The 17,044-nt window shown below is 60.1% G+C and carries 15 protein-coding genes; 8 read left to right on the forward strand and 7 right to left on the reverse strand.

The features are described 5' to 3' along the window. Positions 1–46: 46 nt before the first annotated feature. Complete coding sequence (locus QWI20_RS02055; protein ID WP_369303931.1) at positions 47–2,638, reverse strand: DUF6543 domain-containing protein; 2,592 nt, start codon at positions 2,636–2,638, stop codon at positions 47–49. 269 nt (positions 2,639–2,907) lie between these two features. Between QWI20_RS02055 and QWI20_RS02060 the strand changes: the two genes are divergently transcribed. The 3 genes from QWI20_RS02060 to selO are packed head-to-tail and all read left to right on the forward strand — an operon-like array spanning position 2,908 to position 9,567. Then, positions 2,908–4,650, forward strand: a complete 1,743-nt coding sequence (locus QWI20_RS02060) for a potassium/proton antiporter (protein ID WP_192171172.1) — start codon at positions 2,908–2,910, stop codon at positions 4,648–4,650. 36 nt (positions 4,651–4,686) lie between these two features. After that, complete coding sequence (mscK, locus tag QWI20_RS02065) at positions 4,687–8,055, forward strand: mechanosensitive channel MscK (RefSeq protein WP_369303932.1); 3,369 nt, start codon at positions 4,687–4,689, stop codon at positions 8,053–8,055. Between the two features lie 48 nt (positions 8,056–8,103). Continuing rightward, positions 8,104–9,567, forward strand: coding sequence for a protein adenylyltransferase SelO (selO, locus tag QWI20_RS02070; RefSeq protein ID WP_369303933.1), 1,464 nt, complete (start codon positions 8,104–8,106; stop codon positions 9,565–9,567). On the opposite strand, the gene QWI20_RS02075 is transcribed toward selO, so the two are convergent. The 5 genes from QWI20_RS02075 to QWI20_RS02095 all read right to left on the reverse strand — a co-directional run bounded on the left by QWI20_RS02075 (position 9,551) and on the right by QWI20_RS02095 (position 12,940). Beyond that, positions 9,551–10,213, reverse strand: a complete 663-nt coding sequence (locus QWI20_RS02075; protein ID WP_369303934.1) for a hypothetical protein — start codon at positions 10,211–10,213, stop codon at positions 9,551–9,553. The genes selO and QWI20_RS02075 overlap by 17 nt on opposite strands. A gap of 277 nt (positions 10,214–10,490) precedes the next feature. Continuing rightward, positions 10,491–10,940: a hypothetical protein gene (locus QWI20_RS02080; protein WP_369303935.1), complete on the reverse strand. Its 450-nt coding sequence runs from the start codon at positions 10,938–10,940 to the stop codon at positions 10,491–10,493. Between the two features lie 123 nt (positions 10,941–11,063). Continuing rightward, a complete protein-coding gene (locus tag QWI20_RS02085) occupies positions 11,064–12,035 on the reverse strand; it encodes a hypothetical protein (RefSeq protein WP_369303937.1) in 972 nt (323 codons plus the stop codon). A 252-nt stretch (positions 12,036–12,287) separates the two neighbouring features. After that, a complete protein-coding gene (locus tag QWI20_RS02090; protein ID WP_369303938.1) occupies positions 12,288–12,650 on the reverse strand; it encodes a type II toxin-antitoxin system PemK/MazF family toxin in 363 nt (120 codons plus the stop codon). Continuing rightward, positions 12,650–12,940 carry an AbrB/MazE/SpoVT family DNA-binding domain-containing protein gene (locus QWI20_RS02095; protein WP_369303939.1) on the reverse strand — a complete coding sequence of 97 codons (291 nt, stop codon included), beginning with the start codon at positions 12,938–12,940 and terminating at the stop codon, positions 12,650–12,652. The genes QWI20_RS02090 and QWI20_RS02095 overlap by 1 nt, the downstream gene beginning before the upstream one ends. 266 nt (positions 12,941–13,206) lie before the next feature. Here QWI20_RS02095 and trxC point away from each other — a divergent pair, with 266 nt between their 5' ends. Together trxC and QWI20_RS02105 are read left to right on the forward strand one after the other, a co-directional pair. Next, positions 13,207–13,641, forward strand: a complete 435-nt coding sequence (gene trxC / locus QWI20_RS02100) for a thioredoxin TrxC (RefSeq protein WP_369303940.1) — start codon at positions 13,207–13,209, stop codon at positions 13,639–13,641. 136 nt (positions 13,642–13,777) lie between these two features. Beyond that, a complete protein-coding gene (locus tag QWI20_RS02105; RefSeq protein WP_369303941.1) occupies positions 13,778–14,155 on the forward strand; it encodes a PAAR domain-containing protein in 378 nt (125 codons plus the stop codon). A gap of 3 nt (positions 14,156–14,158) precedes the next feature. Here the strand turns inward: QWI20_RS02105 and QWI20_RS02110 are convergent, their stop codons facing one another. Further along, the gene (locus QWI20_RS02110; RefSeq protein ID WP_369303942.1) at positions 14,159–14,941 is read right to left on the reverse strand and encodes a ParA family protein; all 783 of its coding nucleotides are present in this window, start codon (positions 14,939–14,941) and stop codon (positions 14,159–14,161) included. Positions 14,942–15,261: 320 nt separating this feature from the next. Between QWI20_RS02110 and QWI20_RS02115 the strand changes: the two genes are divergently transcribed. The 3 genes from QWI20_RS02115 to QWI20_RS02125 are packed head-to-tail and all read left to right on the forward strand — an operon-like array spanning position 15,262 to position 17,040. Then, a complete protein-coding gene (locus QWI20_RS02115) occupies positions 15,262–16,017 on the forward strand; it encodes a beta-ketoacyl synthase chain length factor (RefSeq protein ID WP_369303943.1) in 756 nt (251 codons plus the stop codon). Then, positions 15,993–16,805 (forward strand): lysophospholipid acyltransferase family protein, encoded by an 813-nt coding sequence (locus QWI20_RS02120; protein WP_369303944.1) that lies wholly within the window; start codon positions 15,993–15,995, stop codon positions 16,803–16,805. Before QWI20_RS02115 ends, QWI20_RS02120 begins: the two co-directional genes overlap by 25 nt. Further along, positions 16,780–17,040 (forward strand): phosphopantetheine-binding protein, encoded by a 261-nt coding sequence (locus QWI20_RS02125; RefSeq protein ID WP_192171183.1) that lies wholly within the window; start codon positions 16,780–16,782, stop codon positions 17,038–17,040. Before QWI20_RS02120 ends, QWI20_RS02125 begins: the two co-directional genes overlap by 26 nt. The last annotated feature ends 4 nt before the right edge of the window (positions 17,041–17,044 follow it).

The following is a 17,044-nucleotide window of genomic DNA, read 5'->3' on the forward strand; positions in this document are numbered from 1 at the left end:
TCAGGGCCGCTATAGATAATTATTGGTTACGAAATGAGCAGGCTGTTCAGGGTTGTTGAATCGGAAAAAAACGATCGACCAGCACCCGCCCGGCGCCTCCCAGTCGCGCCGCATAATTCTGGCGAATGAAAGGCTCAGCGGTCCGCATGTCGAGCAATTTTCGGCCCGGGACTGGCCCGGTCACTTCGCGCAGTTGGACTTTCATGAACCGGTAAAACGTCCCGACGACTTGTTCGATGCTGTCGATCTGAAAGTAGTGACCGGGTAAAAAAATAGCCTCGGCCTCTTCCGGACTCGCAGAAAACGGCGCGATCGGTGCTGCGCTCAAGTAGTTTTTTTCCGGCAGCACGAACACCACGCTGGTGTCGTCAAAGCGGATCGGCGCATCGGTGGCAGAGGCATGGACGCCTGCCTGACTGCTGGCAAAGGTGCGCGCCTGATAAGGGTTTTCGCTGAATGAGGTGATGTCGGTATTGACCAGCACATCACCCACGGTGACGTCGCCGGTACGGAAAAAGGCGCCCGACGTACCCCGCGCCCCACTACCGCCCCGGTATAGCGCGACATCATTGTTGTACCCCAGCGTGGTGACGTCCTCGGCGAGCCTTTGCACCAGCGCGACTTGATCGGAATAGATCGCCACGCCGGTTCGCAAAAACTGGTTATACGCATCGTCTTCATGGGTGTAGTGCGTGATGGAAGAGCCGACAAATTCACCGTCTGCGGTTTTGAACACGCGGTGTCTGGCGCCCCACTGGTCGAAATGCACGTCTTCACCCTCGGAGTCGGTGGTGATAATTTCATGCGGTTCCATGCAGAACACCTCGACCGCTGCCTGTTGCCGCGCCAGCGCCGCCTCGGAATAAAGCTGCTCATCAAACAGGTTGAGCTGCATGAAGCGATCCCAGAACGCCGATTGCACATTGGCAACGGGCGTGGCGGGCGGCGGACTGATCGTCACGGCGCCGGCATCCATGGGTGCACCGCCAGACAGGCCCGGGATTGGAAGCCGTTCCCACTGGCCTTGCCCGTCGAATCGAACCGGGCATCTGCCATTGAACGCGAACGGGTTATGGGGATCGACCATGACCCAGCTGCCCAGGCTCTCATCGAAATTCAAACGATGCGCCTGCCCTTCGATGATCGCCCATGTTTCGCCATTGCTCAGCCGGTATGCCCCTTGATAGGGCCCTTCCTCCGACACTGGCGTCAGCGATTCAAGGACAGCGTTGTCGCTCATGCCCGACAACGGATCGGTCGCCAGAAGAGTGGGTATTGCATTGGCACCTGCGTTTGGCCCCATCGGGCTGGGTGCCTTCATGGGTTCCCTGACATCAGCTCCCATGCGCGACAGCAGCGGCAGGTTCAAGCACAGATAAATAGCGCTGGCGATGGCACCCACGATACCCCGCCTGCGTTGTTCGGCGCTTTTACCGTTGACCGCCTGATCGATATTCAACCCCGTGCTGATCAGACTCGCGCCCACCACGGCCAATGCCAGTGGCCAGCCGAGCGGCGCCAGATTGCCGAACACGGACAGAAAGGCGTTCAGATAGCCAAGCCAGATCTGCTTGCGGAGATCGCTGTTATCGGTCAGCAGGGTGGTGGCGTCGGACGTCATGTCGTGACGGGCGACATCCCGCAGATAGACAAACGGATCCCCCGGAATCGGCTCCGCCCCGCGATTGACGAGTCGATTGGCCCCAGCGTCGTCGTGATCATTGCTCAGCAGCTGAGCCACATCGCGCTGGAATGCAGCGCGGTGCGTCTCCCAGTCACTCGCCGAATGCAGGAAGCGGGCGCAAAAGGCTTCTCGAGTCCTGATGGAAAGGAACTGCGCCTTCAACCATTCGTACAGTTGGTGGTGGGTATCGAAGCAGTAGAACGGCGTTTGCGCACCGCAGACATACAGGATCTGACGTCCGTTTTCATCGACGATACGCAGAATGTCCCGGGCCTTGAACGCGCCCAGTTCCAGATGGAACACCGACACCGCTGACGTCGCAGGCATTGGCTCACGCAGCTGCGCGAGCGTTGCAGGTCCCGGCCCGGTCGCCAGGACGCTGCGCAGCATGTCGAAATCCGTCGCCGACAGCTGGTTTCTGCTCAGGCTTTCTCCCGCAGAAGCCAGGTATCGAACCTTGGCAAGCACGCAGAAGTTGTCGCTGTGCTGCGCCCAGAACCTGTCCATCTGGCGTCTGTAGCCCGCACTGAAATCAAGGGCCCAGAAATCGTTGAGCACCTCCGCCGGGAGCATGCGCACTTCATTCCGTTCGTCATAAAAGCCATGTTCCGGGCCGTCGGTGTAGAAGCCGCCATAGACCGCCAGTTCGTCCGGGGCTCGCTGCTCGCTTACGTTGAAACGACGAATCACCAGTTCGGTCATCGTCATCGACTTCACCGTAGCGCCAGCGTGCTGCCATCCGGTAAAGGACCGTGAACTGCTGCTGGCGCTGGAGAACCGATGCCAATACACCTGATCGGGGTCCAGATGCTTCCCCGTGTGCCTGAAAATGATGCTTTGCGCAGCGGACCTCGCCAGCGCATTGAGATCGGGGTAATCGGTGACGTAACGGCTCGCCATGTTCTTGAGCTGACGTTCATCCGACTCGGGTAATGGGTGGGCTTGTGCGTTCATGGTGATCACTAATCCTGAAATAGAATCCAGAGGTGATCAGAGTTCGCAGCGCTGACTGGCATAAATATGTATTACCGCTGTCGTCTGAGTAACGTATGCACCCCGCAGCCTGGGAGGATCAGACCGCGCAACGCGGCTGCCATGAGGCCGCTCCCTGGGAATTACGCTTTGACAGCCATGCAATTCAACAGGTTAAATCCCTTGGCACGCGGACTGCATGGTCAGTTCGCGCCCTCGTTTGTTCGAATTCGTTTTATGGAGTACCGCCCTTGGATGCCACGACCATCAACAGCCTGTTCCTGATCGGCGCGTTGCTGGTGGGTGCAAGTATTCTGGTCAGTTCGCTGTCCTCCCGCCTTGGCATTCCCATTCTGGTGATCATCCTCGCCGTCGGCATGGTGGCTGGCGTCGATGGCGGCGGCATCATCTTCGATAACTACCCAACGGCCTATCTGGTCGGCAACCTCGCGCTGGCGGTCATCCTCCTCGACGGCGGCCTGCGCACGCGGGTGGCGAGTTTCCGGGTTGCACTCTGGCCAGCCTTGTCGCTGGCGACAGTCGGGGTGCTGATCACCACGGGGCTGACCGGCATGGTCGCCGCCTGGTTGTTCGACCTGAACATCATTCAAGGCCTGCTGATCGGCGCGATCGTCGGTTCCACAGACGCCGCCGCCGTATTCTCGCTGCTGGGCGGCAAAGGCCTGAACGAACGGGTGACGGCCAGTCTCGAGATCGAATCCGGCAGCAACGACCCGATGGCGGTATTTCTCACGGTCACGCTGATCGACATGCTGTCCAGCGGTCAGACCGGCCTGCACTGGAGCCTGCTGGGCCATCTGGTTCAGGAATTCGGCATCGGCGGGATTATCGGGCTGGGCGGTGGCTGGATCATGCTACAGCTGGTCAACCGGATTAATCTGGCCAATGGTCTGTACCCGATTCTGGTGGTTGCCGGCGGTCTGGTGGTCTTCGCACTGACCAACGCCATTCACGGCAGCGGCTTCCTCGCGGTATATCTGTGCGGTCTGGTGCTGGGCAACAAGCCGATTCGCAGCCGCCACGGCATCCTGCACATGCTCGACGGCATGGCCTGGCTGGCGCAGATCGGCATGTTCCTGGTGCTGGGCCTGCTGGTCACGCCCCACGATTTGCTGCCGATCGCGCTGCCAGCCCTGGGCCTGGCGCTGTGGATGATTCTGGTGGCGCGGCCGCTGTCGGTACTGGCGGGCCTGCTGCCGTTCCGAGTGTTCCATGGTCGCGAAAAAGCCTTTATCGCCTGGGTCGGGCTGCGCGGCGCGGTACCGATCATTCTGGCGGTGTTCCCGCTGATGGCCGGTCTGCCCCACGCGCAGCTGTATTTCAATCTCGCGTTCTTCATCGTGCTGGTGTCGCTGCTGGTCCAGGGCACGAGCCTGCCGTGGGTGGCGAAATGGCTGAAAGTGACGGTACCACCTGATCCGGCGCCGATTTCCCGCGCGGCGCTGGAGGTGCATGTCACCAGCGAGTGGGAGCTGTTCGTGTATCGCCTGGGCGCCGAAAAGTGGTGCATCGGCGCCGCGTTGCGTGAGCTGAAAATGCCGGAAGGCACTCGGATCGCAGCCCTTTTTCGTGGTCAGCAACTGCTCCACCCGTCGGGTAGTACGGTGCTGGAAGTCGGCGATCTGCTGTGCGTCATTGGTCACGAACATGACCTTCCCGCCCTCGGCAAGCTGTTCAGCCAAGCGCCGCAACGCGGTCTGGACCTGCGCTTCTTCGGTGACTTTGTGCTGGAGGGAGACGCTGAGCTGGGGGCTGTCGCGGCACTCTACGGTCTGAAACTCGACGGGCTGGACCCGGGCATGCCGCTGAGTCAGTTCATCATTCAGAAGAATCGCGGTGCGCCGATCGTGGGCGACCAGATCGAATGGAATGGAACTATTTGGACGGTTGCCGTTATGGACGGGAACAAGATCCTCAAAGTGGGCGTCAGATTCCCCGAAGGAAGCAGCCCGGGGCCCGCGCTGTTCCTTTAAACTGCCCCCCATTTCTGCTCGCTCGACCCGGTGTCTATGTTCACGCTGCGTAACTTTTTTGCCTCGGCCCTGCTTGGGCTTTGCCTGTCATCCGTACCGGCGCTTGCCGCCGATACGCCTCCCCTGTCCAGCGAGGCCGTTCAGCGCAGTCTGGACAAGATCGCCGACCGCAAACTGACCCCTGACGACCAGAAAGCCCTGCAGCAGGTGCTGGAACAGACGCTGACGTTCCTGTCCAGCCAGAAGGACAACCAGCAGAAGCTGGAAGACCTGAAAAAGCAGCTCGCCGACGCGCCCCGTCAGACCGCCGAAAACCAGCGCGAGCTGACCAAGCTCAAGGCCAGTAAAGTCATTCCGGTCGCCCAGCGTTACGCCAATCTGGACGTCCCGCAGCTTGAGCAAGTGCTGAGCCAGCGCAGCGCCCAGCAGGCTGATCTGCAAAAAGCCCTCAACGACGCCAACAGCCTGACCATCACCGCGCAAACCCGGCCCGAGCGTGCCCAGGCCGAGATCAGCAGCAGCCAGACCCGCATTCAGGCCATCAACGGCATCCTCAAGTCGGGCAAAGACGGCGGCAAAACCATCAACGCCGACCAGCGCAACGCGTTGAACGCGGAACAGGCCTCATTGAACGCGTTGATTGCGTTGCGTCGTCAGGAGCTCGCCGGCAACAGCCAGTTGCAGGACCTGGGCGGCAGCCAGCGCGACCTGCTCACGGAAAAGGTCAATCGACAGGATCAGGAAATCCAGGACCTGCAGACGCTGATCAACGAGAAGCGTCGCGCCCAGTCCCAGGAAACCGTCACGCAGTTGTCCCTTGAAGCGCAGAAAGCTGGCGGCAGCAGCCTGCTGGCGACCGAAAGTGCCGCCAACCTCAAGCTCTCCGACTACCTGCTGCGTGGCACCGATCGCCTCAACGAGCTGACCCAGCAGAACCTCAAGACCAAGACCCAGCTGGATGCCATCACGCAAACCGATCAGGCGCTCGACGAGCAGATCAACGTGTTGAGCGGCAGTCTGCTGCTGTCGAAAATCCTCTACAAACAGAAGCAATCCTTACCCAAGCTCAAGCTCGACAGCGGCCTGGCCGACGAAATCGCCGACATTCGCCTCTACCAGTTCGAGGTCAATCAGCAGCGCGAACAGATGAGCAGCCCGAGCGCCTACGTCGACACGCTGCTGGCGACGCAGAAGCCGGAGGACGTCACACCGGCGCTGCGCAAGACGTTGCTTGATCTGGCCACCACGCGCAGCGACCTGCTGGAGCGGCTGAATCGCGAGCTGAGTGCGCTGCTCAACGAATCCATCACCTTGCAGCTCAATCAGAAACAGCTGGTCAGCACGGCCAACAGCCTGCGGGCCACCCTTGATGAGCAGATGTTCTGGATTCCGAGTAACAAGCCGCTGGACCTGGAGTGGTTCGAGCGCGTCCAGCCGAGACTCGTCAAACAGGTCACTACCCTGCCCTGGACGTCCAGCGTCAGCGAACTCTACGACGGGCTGACCCAGCGTCCACTGATCTTCCTGCCGCTGTTTCTGGTGATCGGCGCGCTGATGTGGAAACGCAAGGCGCTGTACGACAAGCTCAATCGCCTGCACGCCGACATCGGCCACTTCAAGCGTGACCGGCAATGGCAGACGCCGCTGGCGATTTTCATCAACGTGTTGTTGGCAATGCCCTTGTCGCTGACCCTCGCGGTGTGCGCGTTCGCGTTGCAGATCGACGCCCGCGGGCAAAACGTCAACTTGGGTTCAGCGCTGCTACAAGTAGCGCTGGCCTGGCTGGTGTTCTACACCGCTTACCGGATTCTCGCGCCGGGCGGCGTGGCGCAATTGCACTTCCGCTGGGAAAAACCACAAGTGGAATTCCTGCGCGGCTGGATCCGCCGCTTGGGGCTGGTGGTGCTGGCGCTGGTGACGGTGGTTGCCGTGGCCGAACACGAGCCTTCGGCGCTGGCCGACGACGTCATCGGTATCGCCGTGGTGCTGACCTGCTACGCCCTGATGGCCTGGCTGCTCGCGCGCCTGCTGCTCACCAGCCCGACCCACCACAGCGCCTCGCTGTTTCGCCGCGCCGTCGGTCTGGCCTTCACTGCCCTGCCCGTCGCGCTGTTCGTCGCCGTGTGCTTTGGCTACTACTACACCGCGCTGAAACTCAGTGATCGCCTGATCGACACGCTGTATCTGCTGATGCTGTGGCTGGTGATCGAAGCCGCTTTCGTACGCGGGCTGAGCGTGGCCGCGCGCCGTCTGGCCTACCAGCGCGCGCTGAGCAAACGTCAGGCGGCGAAAGAAGCCGGCGAAGGCGAGACCCTGATCGAGGAGCCGACGCTGGACATCGAGCAGGTCAACCAGCAGTCGTTGCGACTGATTCGTCTGGCGCTGATTGCGGGCTTCATCGGCGCCCTCTACTTCGTCTGGGCCGACCTGATTTCGGTGTTCTCATACCTCGATAACATCACGCTGTACGAGTACACCAGCGGTACCGGCGCCAACATCAGCATGGTGCCGATCAGCCTCGGCGACTTGATCGGCGCCCTGGTGATCATCGGCATTACCTTCGTGCTGGCCGGCAACTTGCCGGGCCTGCTGGAAGTGCTGGTGCTGTCGAAGCTCAACCTCAAACAAGGTAGTTCGTACGCGACCACCACGTTGCTGTCGTACACCATCGTCGGCGTGGGTTTTGTCTCCACGCTATCGGCCCTCGGGGTGAGCTGGGACAAGCTGCAATGGCTGGTGGCGGCGCTATCGCTGGGCCTGGGTTTCGGCATGCAGGAAATCTTCGCCAACTTCATCTCCGGGATCATGATCCTGTTCGAGCGCCCGGTGCGGATCGGCGACACCATCACTATCGGCGCGCTGTCGGGCACGGTCAGCAAGATCCGCATCCGTGCGACCACCATCACCGACTTCGATCGCAAGGACATCATTGTCCCGAACAAAACGTTCATCACCGGGCAACTCATCAACTGGTCGCTGACCGACACGATCACCCGCGTGACGCTGAAGCTGGGCGTGGATTACGGCTCGGATCTGGACCTGGTGCGCAACCTGCTGCTCAAGGCTGCCCGTGACAATCCTCGAGTGTTGAAAGAGCCCGAGCCGATTGTCTACTTCCTCAATTTTGGCGAAAGCACTCTTGATCACGAGCTGCGCATGCACGTGCGTGACCTGGGCGACCGCAACCCGGTGCTCGACGAGATCAACCGGTTCATCAACAAGGAATTCAAGAAGCAGCACATCAATATCTCGTTCCGGCAGATGGAGGTTTACCTCAAAAACATGCAGGGACAGGAGTACAAGATGGTGCCTGTCGAGCCCGAGCAGAAAACCATCACACCGCCCGCTGCTGTGCCCCCGGCGCCAAAAGATGCACCGGAGCCGCCCGAAGCCAGGCTCGACTGACCGGGAAAAACCCAGCAGAATGGTCGGACATTCTGCTGGAGGCATCCCTTGAAAGCCCTCGACGAGCTGACCTTCGATAATCGCTTTGCCCGTCTGGGCGATGCGTTTTCCACCACCGTGCTGCCCGAGCCCATCGCCGACCCGCGGCTGGTGGTTTCCAGCGAAGCGGCCCTCGCGTTGCTCGATCTGGACCTCGCTCAGGCAGAACAACCTCTGTTTGCTGAAATTTTCAGCGGCCACAAACTGTGGGCCGAGGCCGATCCGCGGGCGATGGTTTACTCCGGTCATCAGTTCGGTTCGTACAACCCGCGCCTGGGTGATGGCCGCGGTTTGTTGCTCGGCGAGGTGTACAACGACGCCGGCGAACACTGGGATCTGCACCTGAAGGGCGCCGGGCAAACGCCGTATTCGCGCATGGGCGATGGTCGGGCTGTCTTGCGCTCGTCGATCCGCGAGTTTCTGGCCTCCGAGGCCCTTCATGCCTTGGGCATCCCGACCAGTCGCGCGGCCTGTGTGATCGGCTCCAGCACCCCGGTGTGGCGCGAAACCCAGGAGCGTGCGGCGATGGTGCTGCGACTGGCGCAAAGCCACGTGCGCTTTGGCAGCCTGGAATATTTCTTCTACACCAAACAGCCGGAACAGTTGAAGCAACTGGCCGATCACGTGCTCTCCTTGCACTACCCCGAGTGCCTGGAACAGCCCGAACCGCACCTGGCGATGTTTCGCGTGATCGTCGAGCGTCAGGCCGAATTGATCGCCAAATGGCAGGCCTATGGGTTCTGTCATGGCGTGATGAACACCGACAACATGTCGATTCTCGGCATCACCTTCGATTTTGGCCCGTTCGCGTTTCTGGATGACTTCGACCAGCATTTCGTCTGCAACCATTCCGATCACGAAGGCCGCTACTCCTTCAGCAACCAGGTGCCGATTGGCCAGTGGAACCTCAGCGCGCTCGCCCAGGCGCTGACACCCTTCATCAGCGTCGAGGCTCTGCGTGAGGCGCTGGACCTGTTCCTGCCGCTGTATCAGGCGCATTACCTGGACCTGATGCGCCGACGGCTGGGGCTGACAACGGCTGAAGACGATGACGCTGACCTGATCGCGCGCTTGCTCCAACTGATGCAGAACAGCGGCGTCGACTACACGCTGTTTTTCCGCCATTTGGGGGAGGATTCAGCCGAAGTCGCGGCAGGCACGTTGCGCGACGACTTCGTCGACATGCTTGGCTTCGACGCCTGGGCCGACGCCTACAAAGCCCGCATCGCCCGCGAGCCCGAGTCCAGCCAAGAGGATCGCCGTGCGCGCATGCATGCGGTCAATCCGCTGTACATCCTGCGCAACTACCTGGCCCAACGCGCCATCGAAGCGGCCGAACAGGGCGACGACAGCGAAGTCCGCCGCCTGCATCAGGTGCTGTGCAAGCCGTTCGACGAACAGCCCGGAATGGAAAGTTATGCACAGCGTCCGCCGGATTGGGGGAAGCATCTGGAGATCAGTTGTTCGTCGTGAGTGGGGGTGAGTTGAGGTCAGGCGAAACATCCACCGTTTCGGGCAATGCCGGATCCTCGCGCTCTAAGCGCTTTTTTTCCGGATCAGTCATGGCAGCGAGAATGTCGTAGAGGTTGAGTATGTGCGTTTGAGGTTCGCGCTTCCCTCCCGCAGGCAGGGCTAGCTCTTCTGCGATTTTCGCCTCCATTTCTGCCTCGTAATTCCAGGGATAACGGTCCTGAACCCTTTCGATCATCGGGAGGCCTTTGTAATACTCCAGGACCTCCCTCAGAAAGACTGGCGCCTTGCCGGTCATACTGCTTTCGAGTTGAGCACGGGCAATGGCGCCTTGCGCCCACTTATATTCAATTTGCGCACTGCCGCGCCAAGCGGCTTGCCTCTCATTGATGGTGTAGCCGCCTTGGTCGTCATAGGCAATCAGGATCAACTGATCCCGTGAAAGGCCCGCGAAGGGACTTTTCGTGTTCAAGTCGCCAGCTCTGGAACGGTTCACGTATTCAGTAGCTTGCCGGGCGCGATTTAGAAGCTCGGGATCATCGGTTTGCGGTGTCTCCAGATCATGCCGGGCTTTTCCGGCTTGATACCCATCGAACAAAAACCTGTTTTTTTGCTTGGCCGCATAAGCCGCCAGCTCATCGCGGGACATCGTCAGTTCTCGCTGACTCGCCCGCTCCGCACTGTCGCTTAGCTGCCGCCCCAGAACTGACACGCTCGCGACCTCGGATTGAGATATTAGTGAGGCAGTTGGCGCCGGCTCAGTGTCCAAGACTGGCAACCCGGCAGACGGCGTTTTTTCAACTTCGCCTGCACTCAAAGGACCTCGTGTGGCCGAACTTATAGTGGAAAGCATGGAAATCCCTTTTCTGATATCACGCGTAGCCGAAGCTGCCACTAATAGGCAGCTCCGGTTCATGTTTGCGTCATCAGCGCATGATGAAGTCCACCACCCAATTGTGGTTGGAGTAATTGACAGAGGTGACAGTAACGTCGCATTTGGCACCGCCGCCCGATATCGCACCTCTATTCCACTTGGGCGTGCGGACACCTCCCGGTGTAGAGCTCATTAAATAGCTGGTTGTAAATTGGCAGGTTTTGAACCCCGCTTGATATCGCACGGTGGCGTAGCTGATTGGAGACGCACCGCTTGGACGAACGTTGAAGCTGGTCGAGGCGCCTGCCGCCACGGCGTCGGGTTTGGGTGATGCGTTCGAGTATGTGGTCAGTTCATTACTGCTACTTCCACGCACATAAACTGCATTTTCATCGGTTTCATTTTTAAAGTTTACGGTGACCTGAGGTCCTGCACTCACCATTCCAACCGTAACCAAAGTAGAAAACAGCAACACAGCATTAACTTTATTTTTAGATTTCATTTTCAGATCCTCCTTTTTATTAGATCTAAAAAAAGCTAATCAGGCATCACGCTAGATTCCTACTACCCGAACGGATAGCTACTTTAGAGCGCGCCGAGCGAGCGCGGCAGGCACCCTCGGTGATCAGGCTTTAGCTGCAGGCTTCGGTGAAACAGAACCTTGCGTACCGGCACTCGAAACCGCTGGCTTTTCAATCCCCTGAGCCGCGGTAGTCGGCACCGGGGAAGTACGGGGCGCGTACTTCTTCGTGTAGGCGATGTTGTTTGGGTCAGCTTTCTTGTCTTTGGTGGTGTCGACGATGCCGGCGAGGATGTCGTAAAGGGTCAGTTTGCGGTCCGCCGCCTGACGTCCAAAAGCGCCCGGCAGGCTGGGCAGCGTCAGGTCGCTCTTGATCCGCGCTTCCAGAATGGCTTCCGCTCCTTTGGGATAGCTCACCGCCCTCTCAATCGCTGGCAGCGACTTGAGGTAGCTCAGCGCGTCGTTGTAGAACCGGGTGGCCTTCCCCGTTCGGGCTTGCTCGATCACCCCCTCGTTTATCGCCACCTTGCGCCAGTCCTCGTCCATCTTCTGCACGCCCTGCCAGGCCGCGCGCCGCTCGTTCAAGGTGAAGGCTCCGCTGTCGTCAAAGGCGATCAGGTTCAGTTGCTCGCGTGACAGGTTCTCGAACGGGCTCCTGGCGGCTTTGTCGCCGGCCAGTGTCCGGGTCACGAACGCACTGGCCTCGCGCGCACGGTCCAGCAATTCAGGGTCGTTGGTCTTGGGCACTTCCATGGCCCGGGTGCCGCTGTTGACTGTGCGGCCTTCGATCAAAAACTCATTGATGCGATTACGCCCGTACTGCCCCAACTCGGTGTGGGTCATCACCGCGTCCCTCTTCTGGGATCGCGCTGCGCTTTCGTTCAGTTGTGCCGCCAGTGTCGAAAACGTCGCCTTGTCGGTAACCGTCGGAGCGGCCTTGTCGACGGTTTTGGGCTCGCTGTTTGGGGCGGCGTCAACGACTGGCTTTTTGTTCGCGACAACCGCTGCAACCGCGGCCTGGATCTGGCTGATCATGGGCGACTCCCTGGCTATGAGATGACAGGGGCCGACGCGCATGTTCGTCAGTCAGCCCCTGGCGTCGACACTAGCGACGGCCAGGCAGGGCGAACAGTTGGGCGAACGGGTGGTGCTTTCGGGTAATCAGCGCTCGGGGATTTGGCTTGACCCGCGCAGTCAGGGGCTGGTACGAAGGGTCAAAGGGGAATTCGTTGCGTCTTCAGGTTTGAGCTTTTATTGGGCGTGGGTGCTTAAACGAGCGGTGAAAGCTGCAGTAGGTCGCACCTCGGCTCAGCTCAATCAATCAATCAATCAATCTTGCAAGTCGATGACACTCAGCACTTTAGAGACGATGTCGTTGGTCGTGATCCTGTCCAGACTTTCAATGTACTTTGCGGACCCCATTTGCACCCGGCTTTCTATGTCAAAGCTCCGCACCTGATTACACACCGCGACGCCATTTGTTTCGTGACCGCCGATGGCGACTGCCAGCCCTGACTCTCGCGCATGCACGCCAGCACTGGTTACCGGAACAGCCATACACAGGCCCAACTGATTAATACGCTGGGAGGTGATAACGACGAAGCGGTGCCGCCCTTTCATTTCACGACCTGAAACCGGATTTGGGTCTATCCAGTACACGTCACCTTGACGAGGTGCCTTGCGACGAATCATCAGGTCAGTTCCCTTCCTACCGAGTCGCCCTCTCTGGCCCATGCCGTTTCACTGTTGAGCTCAGCCACATGCTCTGCGCCTTTGAGCAGCTCGGTAGCCGAGTACCGTTTGCGTGCAATGTGCGTGAGGGGCTTTGCGACCAAGCCTCCTGACTCCACGCTCAGCTCGACCTGAGATCCGATGTCCAGGTCAAGCAGCTTGAGAAACGCGGGCGGAATGGTCATGACTGCTGCGCCACCCTGGCGCCTAATTGTGGAGTTCATCGTCATCTTATTTCTCTTTCGATTCATAGCAGGGCCTCACCAGAAGTGCTACGAACGTAGCACTCGCTACATCTCAATGCGAGCGATGGGGGCAGGGGCGAAGCATACCCACAAGCCGATTTTTCACCAATCGGACGCCACGACCAAGTTCGTAGGAATTCGCTGAATCCCCCCGGTCGCCTTAACCAATCCATGTAAAGCATCGCTGCCGCAATAGAGTGGAGCCTGTAAAGCTTGATAACCCATCCCCCAGACTCCACGTAACAGTCATCAATCCTACTCAGGTCTCTCCCATGTCCGACCCACTGCTGATCCCCTGCCCACACTGCAACGGGCTCAATCGCATCCCTGCCGGGCGGCTGTCCGACCAGCCGAAATGCGGGCGCTGCAAGCAGCCGGTTTTGCTAAGTAAACCGTTCAACCTGACGCAGGGCGATTACGCCAGCCAGATCAAGGGCGATCTGCCGTTGCTGGTGGACGTGTGGGCGGAATGGTGCGGCCCCTGCAAATCGTTCGCGCCGACGTTCGAGCAAGCGGCCACTCAGCTGAGCGGGCGCGTTCGGCTGGCGAAGCTGGACAGCGAGGCTAATCAGCAGCTTTCCGCGCAGCTGGGAATTCGCTCGATCCCGAGTCTTATCCTGTTCAAGGACGGCCGTGAAATTGCCCGGCAGAGTGGCGCAATGCCGTTGCAACAGTTGATGGCCTGGCTGACCAGTCAGGGAATATGAGGGGCGTTTCTTCAGCGATCGAAGTGCGTGACAGCCAGCGCTGTAGGTATGTTCTGAAAGTGCTCTTTTGCCCCGAATTCGTCGAATTCTGCGTCTAGGCTTCGCCATTCCTATCGGCACCCTGGAGTGGTTAGCAATGACATACGTGGTCAGAGAGGGCGATTCAACGACAACCGGCGGCGTGGTTTTGCGCGGTTCAGGCTCGCACACATGGGAGGACCGGCGCCTGGCGCGCATGGGCGATCCGGTCTGGTGTGAGCGGTGTGCGCAGATCGGCTTCATTGCCCAAGGCAATCCGACCTTCATCGACGAACTCGTGGCCGTGGCGACGCACGGCCAGGCGGTGCGCTGCGGCTGCGCGGAAGGCACCCACCGGTTGATCGCCAGCCAGGATCAGCTTCGGGCCGACATGGACGCGACCATCGACATTCCCAAGGACATGGCCGAAAAGGCGCGCAAACGAGCCAAGCAGATGACGCGAGCCCGTCGAGAGAGCCCCGAACCGCTCGCCTAGCAGCTACCGATTACCCGCACCCATTTCCAGCAAGTGATGCAGCTCGACAAATTGCTGAGTCAGCTTATGCCGCGGCTCCAGATGGATCAGCGGCATATTGGCCTGATGGGATTCACGCATCTTGATCGAGCTGGTGAGGTAGACCGGCAGCACCGGCAGCCCTTCAGCGATGAGCTCATCAAGGATCTGCTGGGGCAGGCTCGCCCGCGCCTGGAACTGGTTGACGATAATGCCTTCCACCTCCAGATCTTCGTTGTGATCTTCCTTGAGCTCTTCGATTTCCTTGAGCAACCCATACAGCGCCTGGCGGGAGAAACTGTCGCAGTCGAACGGAATCAGCACACGATCCGCTGCGATCAATGCCGATACCGCGTAGAAATTCAGGGCCGGGGGCGTGTCCAGGTAGATGCGATCGTAGTCTTCGCTCAGCTCATCCAGCAGTTTGCGGAGCTTGTTGATCTTGTGCTTGGCTTCCAGCTTGGGCTGCAGATCCGCCAGCTCCGCCGTGGCGGTCACGACATGAAGGTTGTCGAAAGGCGTTTCATAGATGTCGACCTGATTCTTCTTGGCGCCAGGCCCGGAAGACAAGGTTTGCTTGAAGAAATCGGCGATCCCCATGGGAATCTCGTCGCCGGTCAGACCGGTGAGGTACTGCGTCGAGTTGGCCTGGGCATCAAGATCGATCAACAGCGTCCGATAACCCTCATGAGCACTGACAGCCGCCAGATTGCAGGCGATGCTGGACTTGCCAACGCCGCCCTTCTGATTGAACACCACACGCCGCATGTAAGACTCCCTGTTGCTGTCTAGCCGTGAAGGATCGCCAGCGACCCGATGAATGGTCCCGAGTCTAGGCAATCGCGATGAGTAGGGCGAGTGTCCAGGAAAAATCTGACTGCAAGGGCGAAGCCTGCAACGCATACAGTCCTATTGATCCTACAAAACAGTGTCAGACGCCGCTGCCCTACCAGTAAGAATAATCGCCAGTAAACAAACCTTTTGTTTCAACGTTTGCCTCGGTGCGTGGGCATCGGGATAATGCCCGCCACTCGGTGATAGCGCCGCGCCATGGCTGGTGCCACTTCGGAGACTCGAAGCCCGGAAGTATGCCCGTGTCAGGGCAGGATAATTTTGTGATCAAGTTCAATATTGCACAGTGGCGCGCGTGGGCGCCGGGGCTAACGTCGGTCGAAGAGTGGCGCCAATGGAGCCACGAACCCGTGATTCCCGCCCCGACGGACGCAGCGCCGGACGTTTCATTTTTGCCGGCCATGCAGCGCCGCCGGTTGAGCCGTCTGGCCCGCATGGCCTTCGGCGTAGGCTGGCCGCTGGCGGAGGGTCTGGAGCGATTGCCGCTGGTGTTCGTGTCGCGCCACGGCGAAACGCCCCGGACCTTCGACATCCTCAGCGATCTGGCCACAGACGAGCCGCTCTCGCCCACTCAGTTCAGCCTGTCCGTGCACAACGCCGTCATCGGCCTGTGGTCGATCCTGCGCGGCGAGACCAGCGAGATGACGGCCCTCGCCTGTGCGGGCGACGGGCTCGAACATGGCGTCGTCGAGGCCGCGTCTCTGCTTGAAGAAGGTGCGCCGGCGGTATTGCTGGTGATCACCGAGGAGCAGCCGCCTGCCGCGTACGCGCCGTGGATCGACGATGTGCCGTTTCCCTATGCGCTCGGCCTGCTGCTGACGCCGGGGGATGAGTGGCAGCTTTCGCTGACGACCCGCGAACCGATCGAGACAGATTCCGAGCGCAGTCAATGGCCCCACGCGCTCAACCTTTTACGTGCGCTGTCGACACAACAGAGCGCTCTGCAACATCCCTGGAAAAATCGGCTATGGCATTGGCAACACAACCGCTGAGCAAAAGCCGCGACGCCTATTACTGGCGCCTGCTGGCCACGGCCCTGAGCTTTGCCCTGTTCGGTGTGGGCGGGCTGTGCCTGCGTGTGTTCGTCTTTCCCCTGCTGGCGCTGCTGCCCGGCGATACCTGCAGCCACCAACGCCGCGCCCGGCGGACCATCAGCCGCCTGTTCTGGGCATTTATCCGCATCATGAGCAACGCCGGCGTGCTGACCTATGAAATCCAGGGCGCCGAGCGCCTGGGCCGCCCGGGGCAGATGATCATTGCCAATCATCCGTCGCTGATCGACGTGGTGTTTCTCATCGGGCTGGTGCGTGACGCCAATTGCGTGGTCAAGCAGAGCTTGTGGCAAAACGTATTCACCCGAAGCCCGGTCAGGGCCACCGGCTACGTCAGCAACGACGGCAGCGCTGACATGCTGGAGCAAGCGGCGCATCTGCTGCGAACCGGGCAAACCCTGATCATCTTCCCCGAAGGCACGCGGACCCAGCCAGGCCATGCGCCCGCCTTCCATCGCGGCGCTGCGGCCATTGCCCTGCGTGGCGCCCACGTCATTACGCCGGTGACCATCCATGTGTCGCCGACCACCCTGACCAAAGCCGAGCCGTGGTACCGCATTCCCCTGCGCCGCCCGCATTTTCACCTGCGCGTGGGCAACGATATCGATCCAGCGGCCTTTGCCGCGCTTGGCCCGGCCCCTGTGGCGTCGCGCAAGCTCAACGACTATCTGCATCAACACTTCACCAAGGAGCTCGCCACAGATGAGCGATCTGCACCAGGACATTAAACAGCTGATCATCGATGCCCTGGGCCTCGAAGACATCAGCACCCACGACATCGGCAACGACCAGACGCTGTTCGGTGAAGGCCTGGGGCTGGATTCGGTCGACGCGCTGGAATTGGGCCTGGCCATCCAGAAACGCTACGGCATCAAGATCGACGCCGACGCCAAAGACACTCGCAATCACTTCACCAGCGTCGACAGCCTCGCGGCATTCGTCAGCGCGCGCCAAGTGGCTTGAGGAC

The sequence above is a fragment of the Pseudomonas sp. W2-17 genome (assembly GCF_041060445.1).
In the GTDB taxonomy this organism is placed as follows: domain Bacteria; phylum Pseudomonadota; class Gammaproteobacteria; order Pseudomonadales; family Pseudomonadaceae; genus Aquipseudomonas.

Bases quoted from the DNA above. Each gene is read 5' to 3' on its own strand.
- QWI20_RS02110 (WP_369303942.1), bottom strand. From the start codon at position 14,941: ATGCGGCGTGTGGTGTTCAATCAGAAGGGCGGCGTTGGCAAGTCCAGC.
- QWI20_RS02120 (WP_369303944.1), top strand. From the start codon at position 15,993: ATGGCATTGGCAACACAACCGCTGAGCAAAAGCCGCGACGCCTATTAC.
- mscK (WP_369303932.1), top strand. From the start codon at position 4,687: ATGTTCACGCTGCGTAACTTTTTTGCCTCGGCCCTGCTTGGGCTTTGC.
- QWI20_RS02055 (WP_369303931.1), bottom strand. From the start codon at position 2,638: ATGAACGCACAAGCCCACCCATTACCCGAGTCGGATGAACGTCAGCTC.
- QWI20_RS02075 (WP_369303934.1), bottom strand. From the start codon at position 10,213: ATGTCCCGCGATGAGCTGGCGGCTTATGCGGCCAAGCAAAAAAACAGG.
- QWI20_RS02105 (WP_369303941.1), top strand. From the start codon at position 13,778: ATGACATACGTGGTCAGAGAGGGCGATTCAACGACAACCGGCGGCGTG.
- trxC (WP_369303940.1), top strand. From the start codon at position 13,207: ATGTCCGACCCACTGCTGATCCCCTGCCCACACTGCAACGGGCTCAAT.
- QWI20_RS02090 (WP_369303938.1), bottom strand. From the start codon at position 12,650: ATGATTCGTCGCAAGGCACCTCGTCAAGGTGACGTGTACTGGATAGAC.
- QWI20_RS02080 (WP_369303935.1), bottom strand. From the start codon at position 10,940: ATGAAATCTAAAAATAAAGTTAATGCTGTGTTGCTGTTTTCTACTTTG.
- QWI20_RS02095 (WP_369303939.1), bottom strand. From the start codon at position 12,940: ATGAATCGAAAGAGAAATAAGATGACGATGAACTCCACAATTAGGCGC.
- QWI20_RS02115 (WP_369303943.1), top strand. From the start codon at position 15,262: ATGCCCGTGTCAGGGCAGGATAATTTTGTGATCAAGTTCAATATTGCA.
- QWI20_RS02085 (WP_369303937.1), bottom strand. From the start codon at position 12,035: ATGCGCGTCGGCCCCTGTCATCTCATAGCCAGGGAGTCGCCCATGATC.
- QWI20_RS02125 (WP_192171183.1), top strand. From the start codon at position 16,780: ATGAGCGATCTGCACCAGGACATTAAACAGCTGATCATCGATGCCCTG.